At 63.1% G+C, this 25,040-nt stretch carries 24 protein-coding genes and 2 rRNA genes; 8 read left to right on the top strand and 18 right to left on the bottom strand.

What is annotated here, in order from left to right:
* Positions 1–19: 19 nt before the first annotated feature.
* Entirely contained in the window at positions 20–187 is a 168-nt protein-coding gene (locus tag AC0SZ7_RS15955; RefSeq protein WP_027616797.1) for a rubredoxin, read from the bottom strand.
* A gap of 111 nt (positions 188–298) precedes the next feature.
* Between AC0SZ7_RS15955 and AC0SZ7_RS15960 the strand changes: the two genes are divergently transcribed.
* On the top strand, positions 299–898 hold the full coding sequence (locus AC0SZ7_RS15960; protein ID WP_475505281.1) for a chorismate--pyruvate lyase family protein: 600 nt from the start codon (positions 299–301) through the stop codon (positions 896–898).
* Positions 898–1,788: a 4-hydroxybenzoate octaprenyltransferase gene (ubiA, locus tag AC0SZ7_RS15965; protein ID WP_475505282.1), complete on the top strand. Its 891-nt coding sequence runs from the start codon at positions 898–900 to the stop codon at positions 1,786–1,788. The genes AC0SZ7_RS15960 and ubiA overlap by 1 nt, the downstream gene beginning before the upstream one ends.
* A 99-nt stretch (positions 1,789–1,887) precedes the next feature.
* On the opposite strand, the gene AC0SZ7_RS15970 is transcribed toward ubiA, so the two are convergent.
* The gene (locus tag AC0SZ7_RS15970) at positions 1,888–2,280 is read right to left on the bottom strand and encodes a COG4315 family predicted lipoprotein (RefSeq protein WP_475505283.1); all 393 of its coding nucleotides are present in this window, start codon (positions 2,278–2,280) and stop codon (positions 1,888–1,890) included.
* Positions 2,281–2,429: 149 nt separating this feature from the next.
* On the opposite strand from AC0SZ7_RS15970, the gene phoB reads away from it, so the two are divergent.
* The 3 genes from phoB to AC0SZ7_RS15985 all read left to right on the top strand — a co-directional run bounded on the left by phoB (position 2,430) and on the right by AC0SZ7_RS15985 (position 5,925).
* Complete coding sequence (phoB, locus tag AC0SZ7_RS15975) at positions 2,430–3,119, top strand: phosphate regulon transcriptional regulator PhoB (RefSeq protein WP_008366891.1); 690 nt, start codon at positions 2,430–2,432, stop codon at positions 3,117–3,119.
* 42 nt (positions 3,120–3,161) lie between these two features.
* Positions 3,162–4,484 carry a phosphate regulon sensor histidine kinase PhoR gene (gene phoR / locus AC0SZ7_RS15980; RefSeq protein WP_475505284.1) on the top strand — a complete coding sequence of 441 codons (1,323 nt, stop codon included), beginning with the start codon at positions 3,162–3,164 and terminating at the stop codon, positions 4,482–4,484.
* 100 nt (positions 4,485–4,584) lie between these two features.
* Positions 4,585–5,925 (top strand): hemolysin family protein, encoded by a 1,341-nt coding sequence (locus tag AC0SZ7_RS15985; RefSeq protein ID WP_475505285.1) that lies wholly within the window; start codon positions 4,585–4,587, stop codon positions 5,923–5,925.
* Positions 5,926–5,938: 13 nt separating this feature from the next.
* On the opposite strand, the gene AC0SZ7_RS15990 is transcribed toward AC0SZ7_RS15985, so the two are convergent.
* From AC0SZ7_RS15990 to AC0SZ7_RS16030, 9 genes are all read right to left on the bottom strand, one after another.
* Positions 5,939–6,835 carry a peptidoglycan DD-metalloendopeptidase family protein gene (locus AC0SZ7_RS15990; protein ID WP_475505286.1) on the bottom strand — a complete coding sequence of 299 codons (897 nt, stop codon included), beginning with the start codon at positions 6,833–6,835 and terminating at the stop codon, positions 5,939–5,941.
* A gap of 35 nt (positions 6,836–6,870) precedes the next feature.
* On the bottom strand, positions 6,871–7,212 hold the full coding sequence (locus tag AC0SZ7_RS15995) for a hypothetical protein (RefSeq protein WP_475505287.1): 342 nt from the start codon (positions 7,210–7,212) through the stop codon (positions 6,871–6,873).
* A 163-nt stretch (positions 7,213–7,375) separates the two neighbouring features.
* A complete protein-coding gene (locus tag AC0SZ7_RS16000; protein ID WP_475505288.1) occupies positions 7,376–8,272 on the bottom strand; it encodes a response regulator in 897 nt (298 codons plus the stop codon).
* Between the two features lie 162 nt (positions 8,273–8,434).
* Positions 8,435–9,193, bottom strand: coding sequence for a phosphate signaling complex protein PhoU (gene phoU / locus AC0SZ7_RS16005; RefSeq protein WP_416421780.1), 759 nt, complete (start codon positions 9,191–9,193; stop codon positions 8,435–8,437).
* Positions 9,194–9,317: 124 nt separating this feature from the next.
* Positions 9,318–10,154 (bottom strand): phosphate ABC transporter ATP-binding protein PstB, encoded by an 837-nt coding sequence (gene pstB, locus AC0SZ7_RS16010; protein WP_416421779.1) that lies wholly within the window; start codon positions 10,152–10,154, stop codon positions 9,318–9,320.
* Between the two features lie 84 nt (positions 10,155–10,238).
* On the bottom strand, positions 10,239–11,909 hold the full coding sequence (pstA, locus tag AC0SZ7_RS16015) for a phosphate ABC transporter permease PstA (RefSeq protein ID WP_475505289.1): 1,671 nt from the start codon (positions 11,907–11,909) through the stop codon (positions 10,239–10,241).
* Positions 11,910–11,926: 17 nt separating this feature from the next.
* Positions 11,927–13,960 (bottom strand): ABC transporter permease subunit, encoded by a 2,034-nt coding sequence (locus AC0SZ7_RS16020; protein ID WP_475505306.1) that lies wholly within the window; start codon positions 13,958–13,960, stop codon positions 11,927–11,929.
* Between the two features lie 391 nt (positions 13,961–14,351).
* Positions 14,352–15,338, bottom strand: a complete 987-nt coding sequence (locus AC0SZ7_RS16025) for a phosphate ABC transporter substrate-binding protein PstS (RefSeq protein ID WP_475505290.1) — start codon at positions 15,336–15,338, stop codon at positions 14,352–14,354.
* Between the two features lie 227 nt (positions 15,339–15,565).
* Positions 15,566–16,855 carry an MFS transporter gene (locus tag AC0SZ7_RS16030; RefSeq protein ID WP_475505291.1) on the bottom strand — a complete coding sequence of 430 codons (1,290 nt, stop codon included), beginning with the start codon at positions 16,853–16,855 and terminating at the stop codon, positions 15,566–15,568.
* Positions 16,856–17,218: 363 nt separating this feature from the next.
* Here AC0SZ7_RS16030 and AC0SZ7_RS16035 point away from each other — a divergent pair, with 363 nt between their 5' ends.
* Positions 17,219–17,620 carry an acyl-CoA thioesterase gene (locus AC0SZ7_RS16035; protein WP_008366910.1) on the top strand — a complete coding sequence of 134 codons (402 nt, stop codon included), beginning with the start codon at positions 17,219–17,221 and terminating at the stop codon, positions 17,618–17,620.
* A gap of 69 nt (positions 17,621–17,689) precedes the next feature.
* Positions 17,690–18,589, top strand: coding sequence for a D-hexose-6-phosphate mutarotase (locus AC0SZ7_RS16040; protein WP_475505292.1), 900 nt, complete (start codon positions 17,690–17,692; stop codon positions 18,587–18,589).
* Positions 18,590–18,672: 83 nt separating this feature from the next.
* On the opposite strand, the gene AC0SZ7_RS16045 is transcribed toward AC0SZ7_RS16040, so the two are convergent.
* The 5 genes from AC0SZ7_RS16045 to AC0SZ7_RS16065 form a co-directional block, all read right to left on the bottom strand.
* Positions 18,673–19,212, bottom strand: coding sequence for a DUF3299 domain-containing protein (locus AC0SZ7_RS16045; RefSeq protein WP_475505293.1), 540 nt, complete (start codon positions 19,210–19,212; stop codon positions 18,673–18,675).
* Positions 19,213–19,288: 76 nt separating this feature from the next.
* Positions 19,289–19,537, bottom strand: coding sequence for a GlsB/YeaQ/YmgE family stress response membrane protein (locus tag AC0SZ7_RS16050; protein WP_027980845.1), 249 nt, complete (start codon positions 19,535–19,537; stop codon positions 19,289–19,291).
* Positions 19,538–19,628: 91 nt separating this feature from the next.
* Positions 19,629–20,711: a 5-(carboxyamino)imidazole ribonucleotide synthase gene (locus tag AC0SZ7_RS16055; RefSeq protein ID WP_475505294.1), complete on the bottom strand. Its 1,083-nt coding sequence runs from the start codon at positions 20,709–20,711 to the stop codon at positions 19,629–19,631.
* A 9-nt stretch (positions 20,712–20,720) separates the two neighbouring features.
* Positions 20,721–21,212 carry a 5-(carboxyamino)imidazole ribonucleotide mutase gene (gene purE, locus AC0SZ7_RS16060; protein WP_416421773.1) on the bottom strand — a complete coding sequence of 164 codons (492 nt, stop codon included), beginning with the start codon at positions 21,210–21,212 and terminating at the stop codon, positions 20,721–20,723.
* Between the two features lie 251 nt (positions 21,213–21,463).
* Positions 21,464–22,372 carry a LysR substrate-binding domain-containing protein gene (locus AC0SZ7_RS16065; protein WP_475505295.1) on the bottom strand — a complete coding sequence of 303 codons (909 nt, stop codon included), beginning with the start codon at positions 22,370–22,372 and terminating at the stop codon, positions 21,464–21,466.
* Positions 22,373–22,540: 168 nt separating this feature from the next.
* Here AC0SZ7_RS16065 and AC0SZ7_RS16070 point away from each other — a divergent pair, with 168 nt between their 5' ends.
* Positions 22,541–23,965, top strand: coding sequence for an aspartate ammonia-lyase (locus AC0SZ7_RS16070; protein WP_475505296.1), 1,425 nt, complete (start codon positions 22,541–22,543; stop codon positions 23,963–23,965).
* Between the two features lie 533 nt (positions 23,966–24,498).
* Here AC0SZ7_RS16070 and rrf (AC0SZ7_RS16075) read toward each other — a convergent pair.
* A 5S ribosomal RNA gene (gene rrf / locus AC0SZ7_RS16075) occupies positions 24,499–24,614 on the bottom strand.
* Positions 24,615–24,727: 113 nt separating this feature from the next.
* Positions 24,728–24,843: ribosomal RNA gene (gene rrf, locus AC0SZ7_RS16080) — 5S ribosomal RNA — on the bottom strand.
* Positions 24,844–25,040 lie beyond the last annotated feature (197 nt).

Raw genomic sequence — 25,040 nt, forward strand, 5'->3', positions numbered from 1 at the left:
CCTTGCAGGGAAGAATCGATCAAGCGATCTCGATCATCTCGAAATCCATTTTGCCCACGCCACAATCGGGGCACAGCCAGTCTTCGGGCACGTCCTGCCACAGGGTGCCAGGGGCGATGCCGTCATCGGGCCAGCCGTCGGCTTCGTTGTAGATCAGGCCGCATACCACGCACTGCCACTTTTTCATTTGCAGGTTTCCTCGTTGCTCAGGCTCACGGCTCGGTCGATCGTTGGTTGCTGCGCTGCCGACCGGCTCAGGCGGTTTTGTACTGGGGGTTGTGCACAGATGCAAGAGGGAATGCATGCTAAGCTCGGCGGCTTACCCGCTTGCAGACAGCTGCTTACCGTGACACATGAACCCACCTGCGCGCCGGCCTGGCTGGCGCAGGCGCCATCGAGCGCCGATGCCGTTATTCGTGACTGGTTGTTCGACCAGGGCTCGCTGACCCGCCGCCTTACCCGCCTGTCCCGCGACCACTTCAGTGTTACACCCCTGCACGAGCAATGGCAGGTACTGCGCGCCGATGAATGTCAGGCCCTTGGCCTGGCCGATGGCAGCAGCGGCTGGGTGCGTGAAGTGTACCTGCGCGGCCAGGGCACCCCCTGGGTGTATGCCCGCAGCGTGGCCGGGCGCCAGGCCCTGGAGGCCGACGGCCTGGCGCTGGGCGCGCTGGGCAGCCGCTCGCTGGGCGAGCTGCTGTTCACCACCCCGGCGTTCCAGCGCCAGCCCATCGAGGTGTGCCGTTACCCTGTGCAGTGGCTGCCCGCCGAGCAGGCGTGCGAAGGGCTGTGGGCACGCCGCTCGCGCTTCGACCGTGGCGCGCTGCGGGTGCTGGTGGCTGAAGTCTTCCTGCCGAGCCTGTGGCCGGCCGCTCAACTCGACGCGGAGAACCCTTGATGTTCCAAAGCCTGCTCAAATCCTTGAACCGGGTCCACCCGCGCGCCTGGGACTTCGTCCAGCTGACGCGCATGGACAAGCCGATCGGCATCTACCTGTTGCTGTGGCCGACGCTGTGGGCGCTATGGATTGCCGGTGAAGGCAAGCCGTCGCTGGCCAACCTGGTGATCTTCGTGCTGGGCGTGGTTCTGATGCGTGGCGCTGGCTGCGTGATCAACGACTTTGCCGACCGCAAGGTCGACGGCCACGTGAAGCGCACTGAGCAGCGGCCGTTGGTCAGCGGGCGCATCAGCTCGCGCGAGGCGCTGGTGTTCTTCGCCGTGCTGGTGGGTATCAGTTTCGCCCTGGTGCTGTGCACCAACGCCACCACCATCGGCCTGTCGTTCGGTGGCCTGCTGCTGGCCGCCACCTACCCGTTCATGAAGCGCTATACCTATTACCCGCAGGTGGTGCTGGGCGCGGCGTTTTCGTGGGGCATGCCCATGGCATTCACCGCCGAAACCGGGCACCTGCCCGCAGCCGCCTGGCTGCTGTACATCGCCAACCTGCTGTGGACCGTGGGGTATGACACCTATTACGCCATGACCGACCGCGACGACGACCTGCGCATCGGGGTCAAGTCCACCGCTATCCTGTTCGGCGACGCCGACCGGCTGATCATCGTACTGCTGCAGGGCCTGGCGCTGGTGTGCCTGCTGCTGGCCGGCGGGCAGTTCGGCCTGGGCGGCTGGTTCCACCTGGGGCTGCTGGCAGCAGCGGCGTGCTTTGCCTGGGAATGGCACAGCACCCGCGACCGCGAGCGGATGAAATGCTTCAAGGCGTTCCTGCACAACCACTGGGCGGGTTTGGCGATTTTCGCCGGCATCGTCGCCGACTACGCCTTGCGTTGAAGCTTTTTTGTGGGAGCTGGCTTGCCAGCGAGCTGTTGAGGCCATAAAAGCTCGCTGGCAAGCCAGCTCCCACAAATAGTTGCTGCTACAGGAAGTGAATCAATCGGCGTCAGCGTCGGTGGGCACTACGTGCCAGACGTCCATCTTGCCGTCACCCATCTTGTCGCCGGCCTTCTTGTCCATCTTGAAGGTGTACACCGGCTTGCCGCCGAACGCCCACTGCATCTTGCCGTCATCACGCTTGACCACGGTCCAGTCGCCGTCGTCCTTGGCCCCGCTTTCCGCCATCAGCGGCGGCCAGTTTTCAGCGCACTTGTCGTTACAGTTGGATTTGCCGTCGCCGTCCTTGTCGTAGGTGTAGAGGGTCATGCCGTGGTGGTCCACCAGCATGCCGTCCTTGGCCATCGCAGGCTCTGCGGCGTGGGACAGGGCAGGTGCGGCGAGGGCAAAGGCGCCCACCAAGGCCATCCAGTTCAGCGTATGTCGTGTCATTGGATCTACCTCATTGTTATTCGTGGTAACGGAATTTCAGCTTAGCTCAGCGTCTGGAACTTGGTACGCTGGCGGCAACCTGTCACACGACTGCAATAATTCCGTTATCTAATGCGCCCCAAGACACTTCAATGACAAGAGGTTTGAGCATGGTTGGCAGGAACATTCTGATCGTTGACGACGAAGCGCCCATTCGCGAAATGATCGCCGTCGCGTTGGAAATGGCTGGCTATGACTGCCTCGAAGCAGAAAACTCCCAGCAGGCCCACGCCATCATCGTCGACCGCAAGCCTGACCTGATCCTGCTCGACTGGATGCTGCCCGGCACCTCGGGTATCGAGCTGGCCCGCCGCCTCAAGCGTGATGAGCTGACCGGCGATATCCCGATCATCATGCTCACCGCCAAGGGCGAGGAAGACAACAAGATCCAGGGCCTGGAAGTGGGCGCCGACGACTACATCACCAAGCCGTTCTCGCCGCGCGAGCTGGTGGCGCGCCTGAAGGCCGTGCTGCGCCGCGCCGGCCCCAGCGACGGCGAGGCGCCGATCGAAGTCGGCGGCCTGCTGCTGGACCCCATCAGCCACCGCGTGACCATCGATGGCCGCCCAGCGGAAATGGGTCCTACCGAATACCGCCTGCTGCAGTTCTTCATGACCCACCAGGAACGCGCCTATACCCGTGGCCAGCTGCTTGACCAGGTGTGGGGCGGCAACGTCTATGTCGAGGAGCGTACCGTCGATGTGCATATCCGCCGCCTGCGCAAAGCCCTCGGCATCGCCTACGAGAATCTGGTACAAACCGTGCGCGGCACCGGCTACCGCTTTTCCACCAAGAGCTGAAGCCCCCCCGCCAGGCCATAACTCGAAAGGACGCGACGTTAATTGAACCAGAACTGGCACAGCATCCTGATCAGGCACATGCTGATATTGGTCACGCTTTGCCTTCTGGCAGGGCTGGTCAGCGGTTATTACGGCTGGTGCCTGGCCATAGGCCTTGCCGTGTACCTGGGCTGGACCCTCAAGCAACTGCTGCGCCTGCACCGCTGGCTCAACCAGCACCAACCCGATGAAGCACCGCCCGATGGCTACGGCCTGTGGGGCGACGTGTTCGACAGCATCTACCACCTGCAACGCCGCGACCAGCGCGTGCGCGGGCGCCTGCAAGCGGTGATCGACCGGGTGCAGGAGTCCACGGCGGCCCTGCGCGATGCGGTGATCATGCTCGACAGCGACGGCAACCTGGAATGGTGGAACCGCGCCGCCGAGACCCTGCTGGGCCTCAAGACCCCGCAGGACGGGGGCCAGCCGGTCACCAACCTGGTGCGCCACCCACGCTTCAAGGAATACTTCGAAGCCGAGAATTACGCCGAACCGCTGGAAATCCCCTCGCCCATCAATGACCGCATGCGCGTGCAGATGCTGATCACCCGCTACGGCAACAATGAACACCTGATGCTGGTGCGCGACGTGACCCGCATTCACCAGCTGGAACAGATGCGCAAGGACTTCATCGCCAACGTGTCCCACGAGCTGCGCACGCCGCTGACGGTGATCGCCGGTTACCTGGAAACCCTGCTGGACAACGTCGAGGACGTGAACCCGCGCTGGGCTCGCGCCCTGCAGCAGATGCAGCAACAGGGCGGGCGCATGCAGACCCTGCTCAACGACCTGCTGTTGCTGGCCAAGCTTGAAGCCACCGACTACCCCTCCGACACCCAGCCGGTGGCGGTGTACGCCCTGCTGCAGTCGATCAAGAGCGACGCGCAGGCCCTTTCCGGCCAGCGCAACCAGCGCATCACGCTTGAGGCCGACGACAGCATCCGCCTCAAGGGCAGCGAATCGGAGCTGCGCAGCGCCTTTTCCAACCTGATCTTCAATGCCGTCAAGTACACCCCAGCCGAGGGCAACATCCATATCCGCTGGTGGGGCGACGGCAAGATGGCCTACATGAGCGTGCAGGACTCGGGCATCGGCATCGATGCCAAGCACCTGCCACGGCTGACCGAACGCTTCTACCGCGTGGACTCCAGCCGCGCTTCGGCGACCGGCGGCACCGGCCTGGGCCTGGCCATCGTCAAGCACGTGCTGCTGCGCCACCGCGGGCACCTTGAGATCAGCAGCACACCGGGCCAAGGCAGTACCTTCACCTGCATTTTCGCCCCGCAACAGCTGGTGATACAGGCACAAGGCCTGAAAGTACTCTAGGCAAGCGCCCCTTCAGCCGCTACATTGATGGTCTTGTGCCTGCATTTCAGGCACCGCTGCCACCCCCTTTTTCTGAAGACGGAACCCGTAAAACTCCATCATGGACCCTTCCCCTGGCTTTACCCTCGCTTCACTCTTCGCCGATTTCGGCATGATTCTTTTCGCTGTGCTGCTGGTGTTGCTCAACGGCTTTTTCGTAGCCGCCGAGTTCGCCATGGTCAAGCTGCGTTCCACCCGGGTGGAATCCATCGCCGAGAAAAACGGCTGGCGTGGGCAGATCCTGCGCACCGTGCACAGCCAGCTCGACGCCTACCTGTCCGCGTGCCAACTGGGTATCACCCTGGCCTCGCTGGGCCTTGGCTGGGTGGGTGAACCCGCCTTCGCGCACCTGCTGGAACCGCTGCTGGAAGCCATAGGCGTGCAATCGCCGGAAGTGGCCAAGGGCGTGTCGTTCTTCAGCGCCTTCTTCGTCATCTCCTACCTGCACATCGTGGTGGGCGAACTGGCGCCAAAATCCTGGGCCATCCGCAAGCCCGAGCTGCTGTCCATGTGGACGGCCGTGCCGCTGTACCTGTTCTACTGGGCCATGTACCCGGCCATCTACCTGCTCAACGCCAGCGCCAACGCCATCCTGCGTATTGCCGGCCAGGGCGAGCCTGGCCCGCACCACGAGCACCACTACAGCCGTGACGAGCTGAAGCTGATCCTGCACTCCAGCCGTGGCCAGGACCCCAGCGACCAGGGCATGCGCGTGCTGGCCTCGGCGGTGGAAATGGGCGAGCTGGAAGTGGTGGACTGGGCCAACTCGCGCGAGGACCTGGTGAGCCTGGACTTCAACGCGCCGTTGAAGGAAATCCTGGCCATGTTCCGCCGCCACAAGTTCAGCCGCTACCCAGTGTACGACGCCCAGCGCAATGAATTCGTGGGCCTGCTGCACATCAAGGACCTGCTGCTGGAACTGGCCGACCTTGACCACATTCCCGAGTCGTTCAACCTGGCCGAGCTGACCCGCCCGCTGGAACGCGTGTCCCGGCACATGCCGCTGTCGCGCCTGCTGGAGCAGTTCCGCAAGGGCGGCGCGCACTTCGCGCTGGTGGAGGAAGCCGACGGCAAGGTCATTGGCTACCTGACCATGGAAGACGTGCTGGAAGTGCTGGTAGGCGATATCCAGGACGAACACCGCAAGGCCGAACGCGGCATCCTGGCCTACCAGCCGGGCAAGCTGCTGGTGCGCGGCGACACCCCGTTGTTCAAGGTGGAGCGCCTGCTGGGCGTGGACCTGGACCACATCGAGGCGGAAACCCTGGCGGGCCTGATCTACGACAGCCTCAAGCGCGTGCCTGAAGAGGAAGAAGTTCTGGAAGTAGAAGGCCTGCGCATCATCATCAAGAAGATGAAGGGGCCCAAGATCGTGCTGGCGAAAGTGCTTCGCCTGGAATAATCACCCCTTCTGGTTATTTATTGCCCAACGCAAAGTTGGGCAACGTACCCACCGGTTGGTTGAACTGGAAGGGTATGGACTCCAGCCCCAGGCCCACGTTGCGCTGTACCACGAAGTGCAAGTGCGGCCCGGTGCTGTTGCCGGTGTTGCCAGAGCGCGCCAATGGCGTGCCCACCGCCACGTGTTCGCCTTCACGTACGCTCACAGAACCTTGCATCAGGTGCAGATAAACCCCCATCGTGCCGTCATCGTGCAGTATTCGCACGAAATTGCCGGACGGGTTGTTGCCGCCGCTGCCCTGGCCGTTTTCCACCTTGACCACCGTGCCGCCCCTGGCGGCGATGATTGGCGTACCCACGGGCATGGCGATATCCATGGCGTAGCGGCTCTTGGGGCCGAAATGACTGAAGGTGCCGTTGGGGCCCTGGGTCAGGCGAAAGGGGCCACCCACCCACGGCAACGGGTAGCGGTAACCCATGGGCGCGGTCGACGGGTTGCCCAGCGAATAACGAAACTTCTGCGAAAACCGCAGCGCCTGCCCGGGTTTCTGCGCCACCAGGGTGGCCAGGTCGATGGTCGAGCGCGCCGGCAGCACCCGCCGCACCAGCGAAGGCGCGCCGGGGCGTACGTTGCCCAGGTTGGCCAGGCGCAGCTCCACTTCCACGGGTGCGTACAGTTCGTTGCGCGCGGAAAAGGTGGTCACACCCAGGTTTTTTCGCACGTCCAGATGCACCTGCTGGTCCAGCCGCTCGTTCATGCGGTCGGCGAACACCAGCACTTTCGCATTGCGGGTGGGCCGGTCGGTGTAGGACGTCACGCCATAGGCGTCTGTGTACTTGTAGATGGTGGTGGCGCCAGCCTGGCCATAGCCCAGCGCCAGCGCGCAGAAGAGGAAGGTACGAAGCTGCATGGTGGCATTCTGGAATAATGGGCCTGGGGCCAAGATTAGCAGCTGCGCCCGCGCCTTGCGCAAGCCGCATGGCGGATGACGGGGTAGGCAGGGTCGCAGGCTACCGGACGGTAGGTGCCCGGTTCCAGGCGCACCAGTTCGTAACGTACGCTGGCGTCGCCGTCCACGCGCTGCAGGGCTACCCAGGGCTGGCCCCAGGCGTCGAAATGGTCGATGGGCCACGCCAGGCGGGCGTCCTTGAGCAGGCGGTAGCCCTTGAGGTCCATGTTGGCCAGGCCGGCGGGCACGTCGGTGACCCACACGTTGTATTCAAGCCAGACCAACTCGTCACCGGGGTTGAGGGGGGCGTGCAGGGGCTGGCAGAGGTCGCAGGGCATGGTCGGGGGGCACTCCGTGAGGGAAGTGCAAGCATGCACGCGAAGCCCTGGGAGCGGCAGCGTAACGATTCCCAAAGTTGTGTAGGAAGTTGCTCCCTGTGGAGCCTTGGACGCAGCCTTCGGCAGCTGCTACGGGTTGTGTAGCAGCGGCCGCGAGGCAGCGTCAGGCGCCTGGAACGAAGTGCTTCTGGGCGGTGCCGCGGGCGATCAGGCGTGAGATGTAGTCGAGTTTCTGCGCGTCCTGGTCAACGAAACGGAAAGTCAGCTGCAGCCACTCGCTGTCCGGCTTGGGCTCGTGGGCGACGATGGCGTGCAGGTAGCCGTTGAGGCGGGCCACTTCGGCGTTGTCGCCCTGCTCAAGGTCGAGCACGGCGTTTTCCAGCACCTGGGGCAGCACTTCCCCGCGGCGCACCACCAACAGCGCCTCCTTGAGGCTCAGGGCCTTGATCACGCACTGCTGGTTGCCGCTGGACAGGCGCAGTTGGCCCTGGCCACGGTTGCCGGCAGGTGCGGCCGCAGGGGCTGCACCTGGGCGCGGCGCGTAGTTGAGCAGGCCACCCCGTGCCGCCGGGGCCGGGCGCACCACCTCGGCCTTGCCACCAGTAAGGGCGCTGAGCGAATCGTTGGCGAAAGCCGAACCGGCCCGGGCAGGGCCAGTGGACATTACCGCCTCCAGCTTGCCGATCTTGGTCAGGGCTTTTTTCACCTTGGTCAGCAGCTGCTCATTGGTGAACGGCTTGCCGATGAAATCGGAAACGCCGGCCTGAATGGCCTGGACCACGTTTTCCTTATCGCCACGGCTGGTCACCATGATGAACGGCATGGCCTTGAGGGCCTCTTGCTCGCGGCACCAGGTCAGCAGTTCCAGGCCAGACATTTCCGGCATTTCCCAGTCGCACAGCACCAGGTCGAAACTGTCTTTCATCAACAACGCCTGGGCCTTGCGGCCGTTCACGGCGTCTTCGATGACCATGCCTGGAAAGTAGTTGCGCAAGCACTTTTTCACCAAATCACGGATGAAGGGCGCGTCATCCACAACCAGCACACTGACCTTACTCATTGACCACTCCTAAGATTACCCGGCAAGCATAGCGCTGACTGATGGCCATTTGCCAAAACTAATAAGTCACGCCGGGACTCTTTGTTCACGGGTGCCATTTCTTTTCATGACCCGCAAACGAAAATGCCCGGCGCTAGGCCGGGCATTTTTAGTCGGGCAGTCTTACTTATCGTCCGAAACACCCGGAACATTAGCGCGATCGGCACGGCCCTGGACTTCTTCGCGCATGCGCGCCAGGCCCAGGTGGCGCACGTCGGTGCCGCGCACCAGGTAGATCACCAGTTCCGAGATGTTGCGCGCGTGGTCGCCGATGCGTTCCAGCGAGCGCAGGGCCCAGATCACGTTCAGCACCTGGGAGATGGAGCGCGGGTCTTCCATCATGTAGGTGACCAGCGCGCGCAGCGCGGTCTTGTATTCACGGTCGATGGTCTTGTCGTACTGGGCAACCGACAGGGCCAGATCGGCGTCGAAGCGAGCAAAGGCGTCCAGCGCCTCGCGCACCATGCGGCGCACCTGGTCGCCGATGTGGCGTACTTCTTCGTAGCCCAGCGGCGACTGGCCTTCCTCACACAGCTGAATGGCGCGGCGGGCGATCTTGGTCGATTCGTCGCCGATGCGTTCCAGGTCGATCACCGACTTGGAGATGCTGATGATCAGGCGCAGGTCGGAAGCGGCCGGCTGGCGGCGGGCGAGAATACGCAAGCACTCTTCGTCGATGTTGCGCTCCATCTGGTTGATTTGCTCGTCAACATCACGCACCTGCTGGGCCAGGCCCGAGTCGGCGTCGATCAGGGCGGTGACCGCGTCATTGACCTGCTTCTCTACCAGGCCGCCCATGGCCAGCAGGTGGCTGCGGACTTCTTCCAGCTCGGCGTTGAACTGCTGGGAGATGTGGTGCGTAAGGCTATCTTTATCAATCATCGGGTCGCTCCGCGACAGCTTTGAGACTTAAAGCTGCAATCTACAAGTGGTTAAGTGGTGATCCAGAACACAAACGCAGTACCGCTTCTGCTTGCCGCGTGAAACTGCAAGCTTGCAGCTACCTCTAGCCATACCGACCGGTGATGTAGTCCTCGGTCTGTTTTTTCGCAGGGTTGGTGAACAGAGTGTCGGTGTCGCCGAACTCCACCAGCTTGCCCATGTACATGAACGCCGTGTAATCGGAAACCCGGGCAGCCTGCTGCATGTTGTGGGTCACGATCACAATGGTGTATTTGGATTTCAGTTCGTAGATCAGTTCTTCAACTTTCAACGTCGAAATCGGGTCCAGGGCCGAACACGGCTCGTCGAGCAGCAATACCTGCGGCTCGACGGCAATGGTGCGGGCAATGACCAGGCGCTGTTGCTGGCCGCCGGACAGGCCCAGGGCCGACTCGTGCAGGCGGTCCTTGACCTCGTCCCACAGCGCCGAGGCCTTCAATGCCCATTCCACCGCCTCGTCCAGCACGCGCTTCTTGTTCACGCCCTGAATGCGCAGGCCGTACACCACGTTCTCGTAGATGGTCTTGGGGAACGGGTTGGGCTTCTGGAACACCATGCCCACCCGGCGGCGCAGCTCGGCCACGTCCTCGCCCTTGCGGTAGATGTTGTGGCCGTCGAGGTTGATCTCGCCTTCCACACGGCAGCCATCCACCAGGTCGTTCATGCGGTTGAAGGTGCGCAGCAGGGTCGACTTGCCGCAACCCGACGGGCCGATGAACGCGGTGACGCGCTGCTTGGGAATATCCAGCGAAACGTCGAACAGCGCCTGCTTGTTGCCGTAGAACAGGTTCAGGCCTGGCACCTGGATGGCCACGGTTTCGTTGGCCATGCTCAGGCCCTGGCGCTTGCGGCCGATGGCGGAGAGGCTGATGCCACCGGGGGTGTTGGGGTCTTGCTGCATGGGTGGCTCCCTACGCGTTCAGTGCGTTGGTTGAGCCGCCCGCCTCGCATCGAGGGGGCGGCTGGCGAGTGCCAAGGGGGACGGTCAGTTGTCCAGTGCCTTGTACTTCTCGCGCAAGTGGTTACGAAGGGCGACGGCCGACAGGTTCAGCGCGGCGATCACCAGCACCAGCAGCAGCGCCGTGGCATACACCAGCGGGCGTGCGGCCTCGACGTTGGGGCTCTGGAAGCCGACGTCGTAAATATGGAAGCCCAGGTGCATGATCTTCTGGTCCAGGTGCAGGTACGGGTACACCCCGTTCAACGGCAGCGACGGCGCCATCTTCACCACACCCACCAGCATCAGCGGGGCTACTTCGCCGGCGGCGCGGGCCACGGCCAGAATCATGCCGGTCATCATGGCCGGGCTGGCCATGGGCAGCACAATCTTCCACAGCGTCTCGGCCTTGGTGGCGCCCAGCGCCAGCGAACCTTCGCGCAGGCTCAGTGGAATGCGCGCCAGGCCTTCCTCGGTGGCGACGATGACCACCGGCACGGCCAGCAGCGCCAGGGTCAGCGAGGCCCACAGCAGGCCGGGCGTACCGAAGGTCGGCGCCGGCAGCGCTTCGGGGAAGAACAGGCGGTCCAGGGAGCCACCCAGCACGTAGACGAAGAAGCCCAGGCCAAACACCCCGTAGACAATAGCCGGCACGCCGGCCAGGTTGTTCACGGCAATGCGGATCAGCCGGGTCATGGGGCCCTGGCGGGCGTACTCGCGCAGGTATACCGCCGCCAGCACGCCGAACGGGGTGACGATCATCGCCATGATCAGGGTCATCATCACGGTGCCGAAGATGGCCGGGAACACACCGCCTTCGGTATTCGCCTCACGCGGGTCCTGGGTCAGGAACTCCCACACCTTCATGCCGTAGTAATACAGTTTCTTGAACAGGCCCATATTGTTGGGCTGGTAGGCGTGCAGCACCTTGCCCATGCTGATTTCCAGCACCTTGCCATTGACGTCGCGCACGGTGATGCTGTCGCGCTCGATGGCCTGGTGCAGGTCGCCCAGGCGGGATTCGATTTCCTGGTACTGGCCCTTGAGGGCGGCACGTTCGGCATCCATGTCGGCCTGGGCGGCGGCGTCGAGCTGGTGTTCCAGCTCCAGCTTGCGGCCGTGCAGGCGAATGCGTTCAAGCTGGGCGTTGATCGAACCGATCTCGCCCTTCTCCAGGCGGTTCAACTGACGGGCCAGGTCTTTCACGCGGTCCAGGCGGGGGTAGAACTCCTTGAATACCGCGTCGCCCTCGGCGACGACCTTGCCGTTTTCCTTCACGTCCAGCAGGTAGCCGATGAAGTTACCCCACTCGCGGCGCTCCACGCTCACCAGCTCGGGCGGCTTGCTCTGGTCTTGCAGCCAGTCGCCCACCACCCACATGAAGTCGGCGCCGTTGATGTCACGGTTGCCCACCTTGATCAGCTCGCGGGTCATGAACTCCGGGCCTTCCTTGGGCACCGGCAGGCCGGCACCGGCCAGTTGCGCGCGAGGCACTTCGTCACGCTGCACCACTTCGCCGATCAGCATCTGGGCCGGTTGGCCGGGCACGTTGTAACTGGCGCGCACAAGGTCGGCCGGCCAGAAATGGCCCAGGCCGCGCACGGCCAGCACCGAGAGCAGGCCGACGGTCATGATCACGGCAATGGACACTGCGCCACCGCTGAGCCAGACGCCGGGCGAGCCACTCTTGAACCAGCCCTTGAGAGAATCCTTTTTCACGGATCGCTACCTTCTACTTAAAGCGACGAGTATTTTTTGCGAAGACGCTGGCGAATCAGCTCGGCCAGGGTATTCATCACGAAAGTGAACATCAGTAGCACCAGCGCGGCCAGGAACAGCACGCGGTAGTGGCTGCTGCCCACTTCCGACTCGGGCATTTCCACCGCCACGTTGGCGGCCAGGGTACGCATCCCCTCGAACAGGTTCATCTCCATCACCGGGGTGTTGCCGGTGGCCATCAGTACGATCATGGTCTCGCCCACGGCGCGGCCCATGCCGATCATCAGCGCCGAGAAGATACCCGGGCTGGCCGTGAGCAGCACCACGCGGGTCAGGGTCTGCCAAGGCGTGGCGCCCAGCGCCAGCGAGCCCAGGGTGAGGCTGCGCGGCACGCTGAACACGGCGTCCTCGGCAATCGAATAGATGTTGGGGATAACCGCGAAGCCCATGGCCAGGCCCACCACCAGGGCGTTGCGCTGGTCGTAGGTGATGCCCAGGTCGTTGCTGATCCACAGGCGCATGTCACCGTTGAAGAACCAGGCTTCCAGGTGCGGGCTCATGGCCAGCGAGCCCCAGCCCACCAGCAGGATCACCGGCACCAGGATCGCGCTTTCCCAGCCATCGGGCACCCGCAGGCGAATGGACTCCGGCAGGCGGCTCCAGGCAAAGCCGGCCACCAATATGCCGATGGGCGTGAGCATCAGCAGGCTGAAGATGCCCGGCAAGTGACCTTCCAGGTACGGGGCCAGGAACAGCCCGGCGAAGAAGCCGAGGATCACCGTAGGCATGGCTTCCATCAGTTCAATCACCGGCTTGACCTTGCGGCGCAGGCCCGGCGCCATGAAGTAGGCGGTGTAAATCGCGGCGGCCACGGCCAGCGGCGCAGCCAGGAACATGGCGTAGAAGGCCGCCTTCAAGGTACCGAAGGTCAGCGGCGACAGGCTCAGCTTGGGTTCGAAGTCGGAAGTGGCGGCGGTGGACTGCCAGACGTACTTGGGCTCGTCGTAGTTTTCATACCAGACCTTTTCCCACAACGCGCTCCACGACACTTCCGGGTGCGGGTTGAGCAGGGTCATGGGCACCAGGCGCCCGCCCTCCTCGACCATGATGCGGTTGGCGCGCGGCGACAGCGCCAGCACGCCTGGGCCCTGGGCCACCTGCTGGACCAGCAGGGTGCGGTGCGCAGTGCTGTGGAACACGCCCAGCTGGCCCACCGCGTTGACGGCGATGAAGCCCTTACGGCGCTGCTCGGCGGTAATGTCGACGATGGGCGCGGTGCCCATCTGGAAATCGCGGATGTGCTTCAGGCGCGGTTCGCCGTCGGGGTCGCGGGCCATGAACCACTGCGCCAGGCCGCCCTTGGAGGTGCCGACGATCAGCGAAATGCCGCCCACCAGCTGGGTGCTGGCGGTAATTTCGGCATTGGCGTCTTCCAGCAGTTTGTACCGGCCGTTGAGGCTCTTGTCGCGCAGGCTGAACACGTCGGCCTGGGCGCGGCCGTTGATCACGTACAACCATTGCTGGCGCGGGTCGACGAAGATGGCCTTGACCTGCTCGGTCATCTGCGGAAGTTCGATGGTGGCCTGGGCGGTCTCGGTTTCGCCGGTCAGCATGTTTTCCGACTTGGTCAGCGACAGCACGTGCAACTGCGGGCCGGTGGAGCCAGCCACGATCAGCGCATCATCGGTAGCACTGAGGTTGACGTGCTCAAGCGCGCGGCCCTGGTCGTCGAGGGTCAGCGGCGCCTGGCCGTAGGGGAAGTCGATGTTGGCATTGATGGTCTTGTGGCCATCGGGGTAAGTCACTTTGTAGCTGTGCCGGAAGATCAGCGACTGGCCGTTGGACAGGCCCAGGATCACCAAAGCGCTGCCGGGCTGGTCTTCACCGATCGAGGAAACCGTGGTGCCAGGCGGCAGCGGCAGGTCGACGTGCTTCAGTTCGCTGCCATCACGGGTGCTGAAAAACAATGCCTGGCCGCGGTCGGACACCCGCATGCCCACCAGGTTCTGCTCTTCCAGGGCCAGCATCAGCGGCTTGCCGGCTTCCTGCATCCAAGCCGGGGTGATGGGCGTCTTCACCGTCAGTTCGGCGCCCTTGAACAGCGGCACTACCACGTAGGCCAGGTAGAAGAAGATCAGGGTGATGGCGGCCAGCACGGCCAAGCCTCCCACCAGCACAAACCAGCGGGAAAGGTGGTCCTTGAGCGCCCGCAGCTTGCGCTTGCGCACCAGCTCCGGGGTATTGAAGTCGATGCGCTCCGGGGGTTTGCGCGGGGTCATTGCAGAGTTGGCCAAATCGTTCATGCGCACACCCTAGCGGCCTCGTATTACAGAAACATGACAGTGAATTGACGCAGCAAGGTCTGCCGCCCAGCGATTCTGGGCAGCAAACCAGGTGAATCAGTAAGCGAGCCCTCTAGAACGGGCCCGCCAGACATTCTACTTACTTTGAGCCTTCGCTCAGCCCCAGATCTGCCAAAGCTTTTGCAGCGACCTTGGCCGGGAGCGGAATGTAACCATCTTTTACCACGACCTGCTGACCGGATTGTGACAGCACCAGCTTCACGAACTCCGCTTCCATGGGCGACAACGGCTTGTTCGGCGCCTTGTTCACGTACAGGAACAGGAAGCGCGACAGCGGGTACTTGCCGTTCAGGGCGTTTTCCTCGGTGTCTTCGACGAAGTTGGTGGTGCCCTTCTTGGCCAGCGCCACGGTCTTCACGCTGGCGGTCTTGTAGCCGATGCCCGAGTAGCCGATGCCGTTGAGCGAGCTGCTGATGGACTGCACCACTGAAGCCGAGCCAGGCTGCTCGTTGACGTTGGGCTTGTAGTCACCCTTGCACAGCGCTTCTTCCTTGAAGTAACCGTAGGTACCCGACACCGAGTTGCGGCCGAACAGCTGCACCGGCTTGGTGGCCAGGTCGCCGGTCACGCCCAGGTCGCCCCAGGTCTTCACATCAGCCTTGGCACCGCACAGGCGGGTGGCGGAGAAAATCGCGTCCACCTGTTCCATGGTCAGGTGCTGGATGGGGTTGTCCTTGTGCACGAACACCGCCAGGGCATCCACTGCCACCGGGATAGCCGTGGGCTTGTAACCGTATTTCTGCTCGAAGGCCTGCAGTTCCACATCCTTCATCCGGCGGCTCATGGGGCCGAAGTTGGCGGTGCCTTCGGTCAGCGCGGGTGGCGCGGTGGACGAGCCGGCGGCCTGGATCTGGATGTTGAGGTTGGGGTACTCCTTTTTGAATGCCTCGGCCCACAGGGTCATGAGGTTTGCCAGGGTGTCGGAACCGACGCTGGACAGGTTGCCTGATACGCCGGTGGTCTTTACATAGGCTGGAATGGCAGGGTCCACGGCGGCATTGGCCTGGACAGTGACGGCACCCGCGGCGACGAAGCTGATCGCGGCCATCAAACGCTTGATTGTCATGGGGTGTGTCCTGGAAATAGGTTGTTCGAATGGGGTCGGGCGCAGTATCAGTAGCCCATGTGAACATTCTATGTATGGATTATGACAGCCGGATGACTAGCTATTACCGCATGTTGCGGGGCGCAACCCCGTAGCAGCGGCCCCTAGGCCGCGTCCGGGGGCCACGCGTTGAGCCTGCGCCTGCGCGGCGCTTTGGACGCGGCCTGCGGGCCGCTGCTACGGGAGGCTTAGCGTTTTTTGGCCAGCAGGTAGAGGCCAACGAACAGACCGATCATGCAAATCCCTGCAACATAATAAGCCGGGCCCATGGGGTCGGATTTCAGCAGCAGGGTCACGATCATCGGGGTCAGGCCACCGAAGATGGCGTACGCCAGGTTGTAGGAGAATGACAGGCCGGTAAATCGCACCACCGCCGGGAAGGCCTTGACCATCACATAAGGCACCGCGCCGATCGTGCCCACGAACAGGCCGGTCAGCGCGTACAGCGGGAACAGCCATTCGGGGTGCGCGTGCAGGCTGTGGTAGAACACCCACGAGCTCACCAGCAGCGCCAGGCTGCCACCCACGAACACCCGGCCCGCGCCAAGACGGTCGGCCAGGGCGCCAGCACACACGCAGCCGATGCTGAGGAAGACGATGGCCAGGCTGTTGGCCTGCAGGGCCACCGAAGGCGAGAAGCCATAGACGGTCTGCAGCACGGTGGGGGTCATCAGGATCACCACCACGATGCCGGCCGACAGCAGCCAGGTCAGCAGCATCGACACGGCGATGGCGCCGCGATGGTCGCGCAGCACCGCCCGCAGTGGAATTTCCTCGGCCAGCGCCTTGCGCTGCTGCAGCTCGGCGAATACCGGGGTCTCATGCAGCCAGCGGCGCAGGTACACCGACATCAGGCCGAATACGCCGCCCAGCAGGAACGGAATGCGCCAGGCGTAGTCCGAGACTTCGGTGGCGCTGTACAGGCTGTTGATCAGGGTGGCCACCAGGGAGCCCAGCAGGATGCCCGCCGTCAGCCCCGAGGTCAGGGTGCCGCAGGCATAGCCCACGTGGCGCGCCGGCACGTGCTCGGAAACGAACACCCAGGCCCCCGGCACTTCGCCGCCAATGGCTGCACCCTGGATGACCCGCATCAGCAGCAGCAGGATGGGCGCCCACAGGCCAATCTGCGCGTACGTGGGCAGCAGGCCCATGATCAGCGTAGGCACGGCCATCATGAAGATGCTCAGGGTAAACATTTTCTTGCGGCCCAGCAGGTCGCCGAAGTGCGCCATGACGATACCGCCCAGGGGGCGCGCCAGGTAACCGGCGGCGAAGATGCCGAAGGTCTGCATCAGGCGTAGCCACTCGGGCATGTCGGCGGGGAAGAATAATTTGCCGACCACGGTGGCGAAGAACACGAAAATAATGAAATCGTAGAACTCCAGCGCACCGCCCAGGGCGGAAAGCGACAAGGTCTTGTAGTCGTTGCGGGTCAGGGGGCGCGCCGGTTGCGCGTGACTCGATGGCACGGAGGTCATGTTGTGGCTTCTCTTATAGGCATTACGGCAACCCTCACCAGGGCTGCTTGCGGCTGGCAGGTGGGGCACGATAGCAAATTGCTCGAAAAAGCACATTGATCGTGGTTTTCCAGCGCTAAATGAGACTTGGACGGTCGTCGCTACTGTTATCGCGCTATATACTGCGCGTCTGTAGGAATTTTCTGTTTGGTTACAGGGTGTTTGTGCGAAAACGTCGCTATATGCGGTAGCCGATTTCGCAGAGTTACCCTTGGAGCGCCTCTACCGGCGAAAGCAGCGTAGTATGAAGCTGAATCGTTTTATATGAGGCGTCATCGTATTACGCCAACGTATTGAGAGTTTTGGGTCAGAGGCACCCCAGGCATGATTGAACTCGAACAAGAAGATCCTATCCCGCAAGGCGATCTAGCCTTGCAGATCACCGCATTGCCCCGTGAAACCAACGGTTTCGGCGACATATTCGGCGGCTGGCTGGTAGCCCAGATGGACCTGGCCGGCACAGCCATGGCCAGCAAGGTCGCTGGCGGCCGCGTGGCCACCGTGGCCATCGACCGCATGGCTTTCCTGGTACCCGTTGCAGTCGGCGCGCAATTGTCTTTCTATACCCAGACCCTGGAGATCGGCCGCAGCTCGATCCAGATGATGGTGGAAGTATGGAGCGACGATCCGCTGTCCAGCGAATGGCGCAAGGTAACCGAGGCAGTATTCGTGTTCGTGGCCATCGACGGCAGCGGCCGTACCCGTTCGGTACCACCGCGGCGCTGAGTGCCGGAAAACTCGGCGGCTGTTTCAGGGTCAACTGCATATCTATTGGATTGGAAGCGAGAACTGCGCATGTCTACCCCCCAGGTCGAGTCGGTCAAACTGGATGAATTGAACTGCTGGCGCATCAGCCACAGCGGTGCCGAACTGCTGGTCGCCCAACAGGGCGCGCAGATTCTCAGTTATCAACGCGATGGCGAGCAGCCGCTGATATGGCTCAACGACCAGGCGGTATTCAAGCGCGGCACGCCCGTGCGCACCGGCGTGCCGGTATGCTGGCCGTGGTTCGGCATTTTCGCCCGCAACCCGCAGTCGGTGCAGGCCATGTACAAGGCCGATCCGGCTCCCACCCACGGCCTGGTGCGGGCCATGGACTGGCAGTTGCACGGCATCGACAGCGCCACCGATGACAACCTGCGCATCGACTTCACCCTGCCCGAAGCCGAAGGCAAGCTGCCAGGCTGGCCGCACAAGGTGGCGCTGAAATTGAGCATCGTACTGGGCGACCACCTGGGCATAAGCCTCACCAGCACCAACCTGGGCGACGAGCCGGTCACCATCAGCCAGGCGCTGCACAGCTACTTCGCGGTCAGCGACGTGCGCGACGTGCATGTGGAAGGCGTTGCGGGCCTGAAGTACATCGAGACCCTGGAAAACTGGCAAGTTCGCGAACAGGCCAACGAGCTGCGCTTTGCCGGCGAAACCGACCGTATCTACCAGCAGGTGCCATCGCAGCTGACCATCGTCGACCCGGCGTGGAAGCGCCGCGTGCGCCTCACCAGCAGCGGCTCCAACGCAGCGGTCATCTGGAACCCGTGGATCGACCGCGCGCTGAAGCTGGACGACATGGCCGACGATGGCTGGCAACGCATGCTGTGCATCGAGACCGCCAACGTGATGGACGACGTGGTGGTGTTGCTGCCGGGCGCCGAGCATACCCTGGGCGTGACCGTAGTCAGCGAAAAGCTCTAACACCTCTACCGTAGCAGCTGCCGCAGGCGGCGTCCGGCCCCAACCGTGGTGCCTGGGACGCAGCCTGCGGCAGCTGCTACGGGTTAAAGGTCGGACTCTACGACTACTCGCACTTTCGATGCGTCCATCGCGTAGGCCGCGTCGGCCATGTCGTTACTGACCTTCTCCACCTTCAGCGTACCGATCGCCCACAGCGGCGTGTAGATGTCATCCAGCTTCAGCCCCTTGGGGTAGCGGATCAGGATCATCTGGTTCGGCGGCGGTGGCGGCACGTGGATGCAGGCGCCCGGGTACGGCACCAGGAAGAACGCCGTGGCACGGCCCTTGGCATCGGTTTCCAGCGGCACAGGGTAGCCACCGATGCGAATGTCCTTACCATCCATTTCTGGCACGGTCTTGGTCGAATACATCACCGCTGGCAGGCCCTTGCTTTGCTTCAGGCCGCCCTTGTGGGTGAAGTTGCCGTCACCTTCGGGGGTGTTGTGGGTGATCTCCGGCATGGCCTCCAGGGCCTTCTGGTCCGACTTGGGCATCAGCGACAGCCAATCGGTTTCCGGGAGTTTTTCGGCGGCGTGAACAAGGCCGCTGAAGACGAACAGGGTGGCAAGAAGAATACGGCGCATGAAGAGCCTCGACACAAAATGAGTCGGGCATTCTAGCCCTCTCCGCGTGCCAGCGGAGAGGGCCATTGGGCGATTGTCAGTCGTTTTTCTTGATCATGCCGTACAGCACCAGCAGGATGATCGCGCCTACCAGGGCGCCGAGGAAGCCGGCACCCTGGCCAGCCTGGTAGATGCCCAGCGCCTGGCCACCGTAGGTAGCCGCCAGCGAGCCGCCGATGCCCAGCAGGATGGTCATGATCCAGCCCATGCTGTCGTCGCCAGGTTTGAGGAAGCGTGCGAGCAGGCCCACGATCAGGCCGATGAAGATGGTGCCGATGATGCCCATGTGAAACCCTCTGATTGACTGCATTAGCCAAAGCCTAGTTGCGCTTTGGCATCCTGCCATCAGAGGGCCTCACAAGCCCAATGGTTCCCTGTCAGGCGCCGATCAGGGCTTCCACGGCCTTGATCTGCTGCTGCAGGGTGGCCATGTCGGCACTGCGCAGGGTGGCGTGACCGACCTTGCGGCCGACCTTGAACGCCTTGCCGTAGTGGTGCAGGTGGCAGTCATCGATGGAGATGACTTTATCCACGGGCGGCACTTCGCCGATGAAGTTCAGCATGGCGCTTTCGCCCACCTTGGCGGTGGAGCCCAGCGGCAGGCCGGCAACGGCGCGCAGGTGGTTCTCGAACTGGCTGCACTCGGCGCCTTCGATGGTCCAGTGGCCGGAGTTGTGCACGCGCGGGGCGATCTCGTTGGCCTTAAGGCCGCCGTCCACCTCGAAGAACTCGAAGGCCAGCACGCCGACGTAGTCCAGGTGCTTGAGCACGCGTCCGGCATAGTCTTCGGCCAGGGCCTGCAACGGGTGAGCGGTGCTGGCCACCGACAGGCGCAGGATGCCGCTTTCGTGGGTGTTGTGCACCAACGGGTAGAAGCGGGTCTCGCCGTCACGAGCGCGCACGGCAATCAACGACACTTCGCCGGTGAACGGCACGAAGCCTTCCAGCAGGCACGGCACGCTGCCCAGTTCGGCGAAGGTGCCTTCCACGTCAGCCTGGCTGCGCAGCACTTTCTGGCCCTTGCCGTCGTAACCCAGGGTGCGGGTCTTCAGCACGGCCGGCAGGCCGATGCGGGCCACGGCCGCGTCCAGGTCGGCTTGCGACTGGATGTCGGCGAACGTGGGGGTCGGCACGCCCAGGTCCTTGAACATGCTCTTCTCGAACCAGCGGTCGCGCGCGATGCGCAGGGCGTCGGCGCTTGGGTACACCGGCACGAACTGCGACAGGAACGCCACGGTCTCGGCGGGCACGCTTTCGAACTCGAAGGTCACCAGGTCGACTTCATCAGCCAACTGGCGCAGGTGGTCCTGGTCGCCGTAGTCGGCACGCAGGTGCTCGCCCAGGGGCGCGGCGCAAGCGTCCGGCGCCGGGTCCAGGAAAGCGAAGTTCATACCCAGCGGCGTACCCGCCAGGGCCAACATGCGGCCCAGCTGGCCGCCACCGATAACACCGATCTTCATGAAAGAGCCTCAGGCCTGACGCGGGTCTGGATTTTCCAGCACGCTGTCTGTCTGTTCAGTGCGGAATTGCTTGAGCACGGCATGGAATTGCGGGTGCTTGGCGCCCAGGATGCTCGCCGACAGCAGCGCTGCGTTGATAGCGCCGGCCTTGCCGATGGCCAGGGTGGCGACCGGAACACCGGCCGGCATCTGCACGATGGACAGCAGCGAGTCGACGCCCGAGAGCATGGAGGACTGCACCGGCACGCCCAGCACCGGCAGGTGGGTCTTGGCCGCGCACATGCCTGGCAGGTGGGCAGCGCCACCGGCACCGGCGATGATCACTTCGATTCCGCGGCCTTCCGCTTCCTCGGCATACTGGAACAGCAGGTCGGGTGTACGGTGGGCCGATACCACGGTGACTTCGTACGGAATACCGAGCTTGTCCAGCATATCGGCGGTGTGGCTAAGGGTGGACCAATCGGACTTGGAGCCCATGATCACGCCAACCAGTGCACTCATCGTCGAGCCTCTTCTCTTGGGCGCCCGCAGGCGCGTCAAAAAACAACAAGCCACGCAGGAAAACCGGCGTGGCTTGTTATGCGAATTATGGCCGGCAAAACCGACCGAAGGCCGCGCAGTATACCGCAAAGATCGCGGATAAATAGACCTTCTATCAGCGCTGAAAACCGCGTTTTTACTGACTTTCAAGTCAGCCCGTAGCAGCTGCCGAAGGCTGCGTCCGGAGCGCCCCTGCAGCACCGAGGCGCCGGTCACGCGGGGGATGCCGCGCCACCCTCCAGCTTGCGCCACAGCAGGCGCACGTTCGCCTTCCTTACCAGCGCGCAACGGTACAGGCGAATCTCCAGCGGCACGTGCCACTGCGGCCCGCCGCACACTACCAGTTCGCCACGCTTGAGCTCGGCCTTGGCACTCAGGTGCGGCACCCAGGCGATGCCCAGGCCTTCCAGGGCCATGCTTTTCAGGCTGTCGGCCATGGCGGTTTCGTACACCGTGGTATAGCGCAGGTTGCGTTGGCGCAGCAGCAGGTTCACGGAACGGCCCAGGAAAGCGCCGGCACTGTAGCCCAATAAAGGGAAGCTGATGTCGTGCTCCAGGTCGAACAGCGGCTTGCCGTCCGGGCCCACGGCGCATACAGGGATCATTTCGGTATGCCCCAGGTGCAGCGACGGGAAGATCTCGGCGTCCATCTGCAACGCGGCGTCCGGGTCATAGAAAGCCAGCATCAGGTCGCAGCCACCCTCGCGCAGGGCATGCACGGCGTCACCCACGTTGGTGGCGACCAGGCGCGTGGCAATGTTCAAACCTTCATTGCGCAGCTGCGCGATCCAGCTGGGGAAGAAGCCCAGGGCCAGGGAGTGCGCCGCAGCCACCTGCATGACCTCGCCCTGCCCGCCCTCCAAGTGATGCAAATGACGCAATACTTCGCCCAATTGTTCCACCACGGTTCGCGCGGTCACCAGGAACAGTTGGCCGGCCGCCGTCAGCTCGATCGGCGTGCGTGAGCGGTTGACCAGCTGCAAGCCCAGGGCCGCCTCAAGGCTGCGGATTCGGCGGCTGAACGCGGGCTGCGTGACAAAGCGGCGCTCGGCGGCCTGGGAGAAGCTGCGGGTGGCCGCCAGGGCACTGAAGTCCTCCAGCCATTTACTCTCAAGATTCATCAGCGACCTCCGGGGCGCCATACGTTTTGGACGACTGATGCGTCACACGACCTATTATGCCGTTTCTGCATAGGGCAGTGTCTAACAGCATTGGCCGACGATTGGTCACAAGCCTAGCATTGGCAGCGTTCCGGCACATGCCGGGTCCACATTGAGATTATCTCTATCATGTCCTCCGCTGCATCACCGCGCATCGAAAAAGACCTGCTTGGCGTTCTCGAAGTCCCCGCTGAAGCGTACTACGGCATCCAGACCCTGCGAGCGGTTACCAACTTCCGCCTCTCGGGCGTCCCGATCTCGCACTACCCCAAGCTGGTCGTGGGCCTGGCCATGGTGAAACAGGCCGCAGCCGACGCCAACCGCGAGCTGGGCCACCTCACCGACGCCAAGCACGCTGCCATCAGCGAAGCCTGCGCACGGCTGATCCGCGGTGACTTCCACGAGCAGTTCGTGGTGGACATGATTCAAGGCGGCGCTGGCACTTCGACCAACATGAATGCCAACGAAGTCATCGCCAACATCGCGCTGGAGGCCATGGGCCACGGCAAGGGCGAATACCAGTACCTGCACCCCAACAACGACGTGAACATGGCGCAGTCCACCAACGACGCCTACCCTACCGCGATCCGCCTGGGTCTGCTGCTGGGCCACGACGCACTGCTGGCCAGCCTCGACAGCCTGATCCAGGCCTTCGCGGCCAAGGGCCAGGAATTCTCCCACGTACTGAAGATGGGCCGTACCCAGCTGCAGGACGCGGTACCGATGACCCTGGGCCAGGAGTTCCACGCCTTCGCCACCACGCTGACCGAAGACCTCAACCGTCTGCGCAGCCTGGCGCCGGAGCTGCTGACCGAAGTCAACCTGGGCGGTACCGCCATCGGCACCGGCATCAACGCCGACCCGCGCTACCAGGCCCTGGCCGTATCGCGCCTGGCCACCATCAGCGGCCAGCCGCTGGTACCGGCCGCCGACCTGATCGAAGCCACCTCCGACATGGGCGCCTTCGTGCTGTTCTCCGGCATGCTCAAGCGCACTGCGGTCAAGCTGTCGAAGATCTGCAACGACCTGCGCCTGCTGTCCAGCGGCCCACGCACCGGCATCAACGAGATCAACCTGCCGGCGCGTCAGCCAGGCAGCTCGATCATGCCAGGCAAGGTCAACCCGGTGATCCCGGAGGCCGTGAACATGTGCGCCTTCGAAATCATGGGTAACGACCTGGCGCTGACTATCGCCGCCGAAGGTGGCCAGCTGCAGCTGAACGTGATGGAGCCGCTGATCGCGTACAAGATCTTCGACTCGATCCGCCTGCTGCAACGCGCCATGGACATGCTGCGCGAGCACTGCATCGTCGGTATCACCGCCAACGAACAGCGCTGCCGTGAACTGGTCGAACACTCGATCGGCCTGGTGACCGCGCTGAACCCGTACATCGGTTACGAGAACGCCACCCGCATCGCCCGCATCGCGCTGGAAACCGGCCGCGGCGTGCTGGAACTGGTGCGCGAGGAAGGCCTGCTGGACGAAGCCAGCCTGGAAGACATCCTGCGCCCTGAAAACATGATTGCTCCACGCCTGGTGCCCCTGAAGGCCTGACCTTCGGCACCACGCTTGCTACACCGCTCACCAGGTCGAGGGACTAGACACCTCTCACCTTTTGAGGGCCCCGGGTTAGTCCCGCGGGCCCTTTTTTTTGCCTGGCGTTTGGGTAACTGCTACGGGTGCTGCGTATGTACGCCAAGGCCTCAGGGGTGTCAGCCATTGCGTGTGGCCCATGACGCGGCCTGCGGCCGCTGCTACGGGGTACGTACGTAGCAGCTGCCGAAGGCTGCGTCCGAGGCCTATGGGGTGTCAGCCATTGCGTATGGCCCATGACGCGGCCTGCGGCCGCTGCTACGGGGTACGTACGTAGCAGCTGCCGAAGGCTGCGTCCGAGGCTTATGGGGTGTCAGCCATTGCGTATGGCCCATGACGCGGCCTGCGGCCGCTGCTACGGGGTGCCCGAAGGCTGCGTCCGAGGCCTATGGGGTGTCAGCCATTGCGCGGGGGCCGTTGCTGCCGAGGGTTTTGTGCAGGCCATAACGACAAAACCCCCGTCTGCGTTAGCAGACGGGGGTTTCGGAATTCAATCTTGACGATGACCTACTCTCACATGGGGAAACCCCACACTACCATCGGCGATGCATCGTTTCACTGCTGAGTTCGGGATGGGATCAGGTGGTTCCAATGCTCTATGGTCGTCAAGAAACTCTGTGTGCCGAACCGTCACCGCGGTGACGTGCCAGCCAAAAATGATGGAGCTTCTACTAAAAGACAAAACCCCCACCTGCGTTCGCAGATGGGGGTTTCGGAATTTAATCTTGACGATGACCTACTCTCACATGGGGAAACCCCACACTACCATCGGCGATGCATCGTTTCACTACTGAGTTCGGGATGGGATCAGGTGGTTCCAATGCTCTATGGTCGTCAAGAAATTCTGTAGCCAGGATGCCCTTTGAGTGGCATTCCAGCGAATCGGGTATGTGATGGTCTTTGTGAATCGCAAACTTTCGGTTCGTATCATCTTCACAACACCGCAATCTGGTCTGTTCGACGCAAATTGCTTGGGTGTTATATGGTCAAGCCTCACGGGCAATTAGTATTGGTTAGCTCAACGCCTCACAGCGCT

This window comes from Pseudomonas sp. JC1203, from assembly GCF_056175065.1.

What these genes read in the sequence shown, in the direction of transcription:
- AC0SZ7_RS16020 (WP_475505306.1), bottom strand. Translation starts at nt 13,960, where the DNA reads ATGCAGGAAGCCGGCAAGCCGCTGATGCTGGCCCTGGAAGAGCAGAAC.
- pstB (WP_416421779.1), bottom strand. Translation starts at nt 10,154, where the DNA reads ATGCAGCAAGACCCCAACACCCCCGGTGGCATCAGCCTCTCCGCCATC.
- AC0SZ7_RS15960 (WP_475505281.1), top strand. Translation starts at nt 299, where the DNA reads ATGCATGCTAAGCTCGGCGGCTTACCCGCTTGCAGACAGCTGCTTACC.
- AC0SZ7_RS15990 (WP_475505286.1), bottom strand. Translation starts at nt 6,835, where the DNA reads ATGCAGCTTCGTACCTTCCTCTTCTGCGCGCTGGCGCTGGGCTATGGC.
- AC0SZ7_RS16055 (WP_475505294.1), bottom strand. Translation starts at nt 20,711, where the DNA reads ATGAAGATCGGTGTTATCGGTGGCGGCCAGCTGGGCCGCATGTTGGCC.
- phoB (WP_008366891.1), top strand. Translation starts at nt 2,430, where the DNA reads ATGGTTGGCAGGAACATTCTGATCGTTGACGACGAAGCGCCCATTCGC.
- AC0SZ7_RS16045 (WP_475505293.1), bottom strand. Translation starts at nt 19,212, where the DNA reads ATGCGCCGTATTCTTCTTGCCACCCTGTTCGTCTTCAGCGGCCTTGTT.
- purE (WP_416421773.1), bottom strand. Translation starts at nt 21,212, where the DNA reads ATGAGTGCACTGGTTGGCGTGATCATGGGCTCCAAGTCCGATTGGTCC.
- AC0SZ7_RS16070 (WP_475505296.1), top strand. Translation starts at nt 22,541, where the DNA reads ATGTCCTCCGCTGCATCACCGCGCATCGAAAAAGACCTGCTTGGCGTT.
- phoU (WP_416421780.1), bottom strand. Translation starts at nt 9,193, where the DNA reads ATGATTGATAAAGATAGCCTTACGCACCACATCTCCCAGCAGTTCAAC.
- AC0SZ7_RS16050 (WP_027980845.1), bottom strand. Translation starts at nt 19,537, where the DNA reads ATGGGCATCATCGGCACCATCTTCATCGGCCTGATCGTGGGCCTGCTC.
- AC0SZ7_RS16035 (WP_008366910.1), top strand. Translation starts at nt 17,219, where the DNA reads ATGATTGAACTCGAACAAGAAGATCCTATCCCGCAAGGCGATCTAGCC.
- AC0SZ7_RS15985 (WP_475505285.1), top strand. Translation starts at nt 4,585, where the DNA reads ATGGACCCTTCCCCTGGCTTTACCCTCGCTTCACTCTTCGCCGATTTC.
- AC0SZ7_RS15955 (WP_027616797.1), bottom strand. Translation starts at nt 187, where the DNA reads ATGAAAAAGTGGCAGTGCGTGGTATGCGGCCTGATCTACAACGAAGCC.
- AC0SZ7_RS16030 (WP_475505291.1), bottom strand. Translation starts at nt 16,855, where the DNA reads ATGACCTCCGTGCCATCGAGTCACGCGCAACCGGCGCGCCCCCTGACC.
- AC0SZ7_RS16025 (WP_475505290.1), bottom strand. Translation starts at nt 15,338, where the DNA reads ATGACAATCAAGCGTTTGATGGCCGCGATCAGCTTCGTCGCCGCGGGT.
- ubiA (WP_475505282.1), top strand. Translation starts at nt 898, where the DNA reads ATGTTCCAAAGCCTGCTCAAATCCTTGAACCGGGTCCACCCGCGCGCC.
- AC0SZ7_RS16000 (WP_475505288.1), bottom strand. Translation starts at nt 8,272, where the DNA reads ATGAGTAAGGTCAGTGTGCTGGTTGTGGATGACGCGCCCTTCATCCGT.
- AC0SZ7_RS16040 (WP_475505292.1), top strand. Translation starts at nt 17,690, where the DNA reads ATGTCTACCCCCCAGGTCGAGTCGGTCAAACTGGATGAATTGAACTGC.
- AC0SZ7_RS15995 (WP_475505287.1), bottom strand. Translation starts at nt 7,212, where the DNA reads ATGCCCTGCGACCTCTGCCAGCCCCTGCACGCCCCCCTCAACCCCGGT.
- AC0SZ7_RS15970 (WP_475505283.1), bottom strand. Translation starts at nt 2,280, where the DNA reads ATGACACGACATACGCTGAACTGGATGGCCTTGGTGGGCGCCTTTGCC.
- AC0SZ7_RS16065 (WP_475505295.1), bottom strand. Translation starts at nt 22,372, where the DNA reads ATGAATCTTGAGAGTAAATGGCTGGAGGACTTCAGTGCCCTGGCGGCC.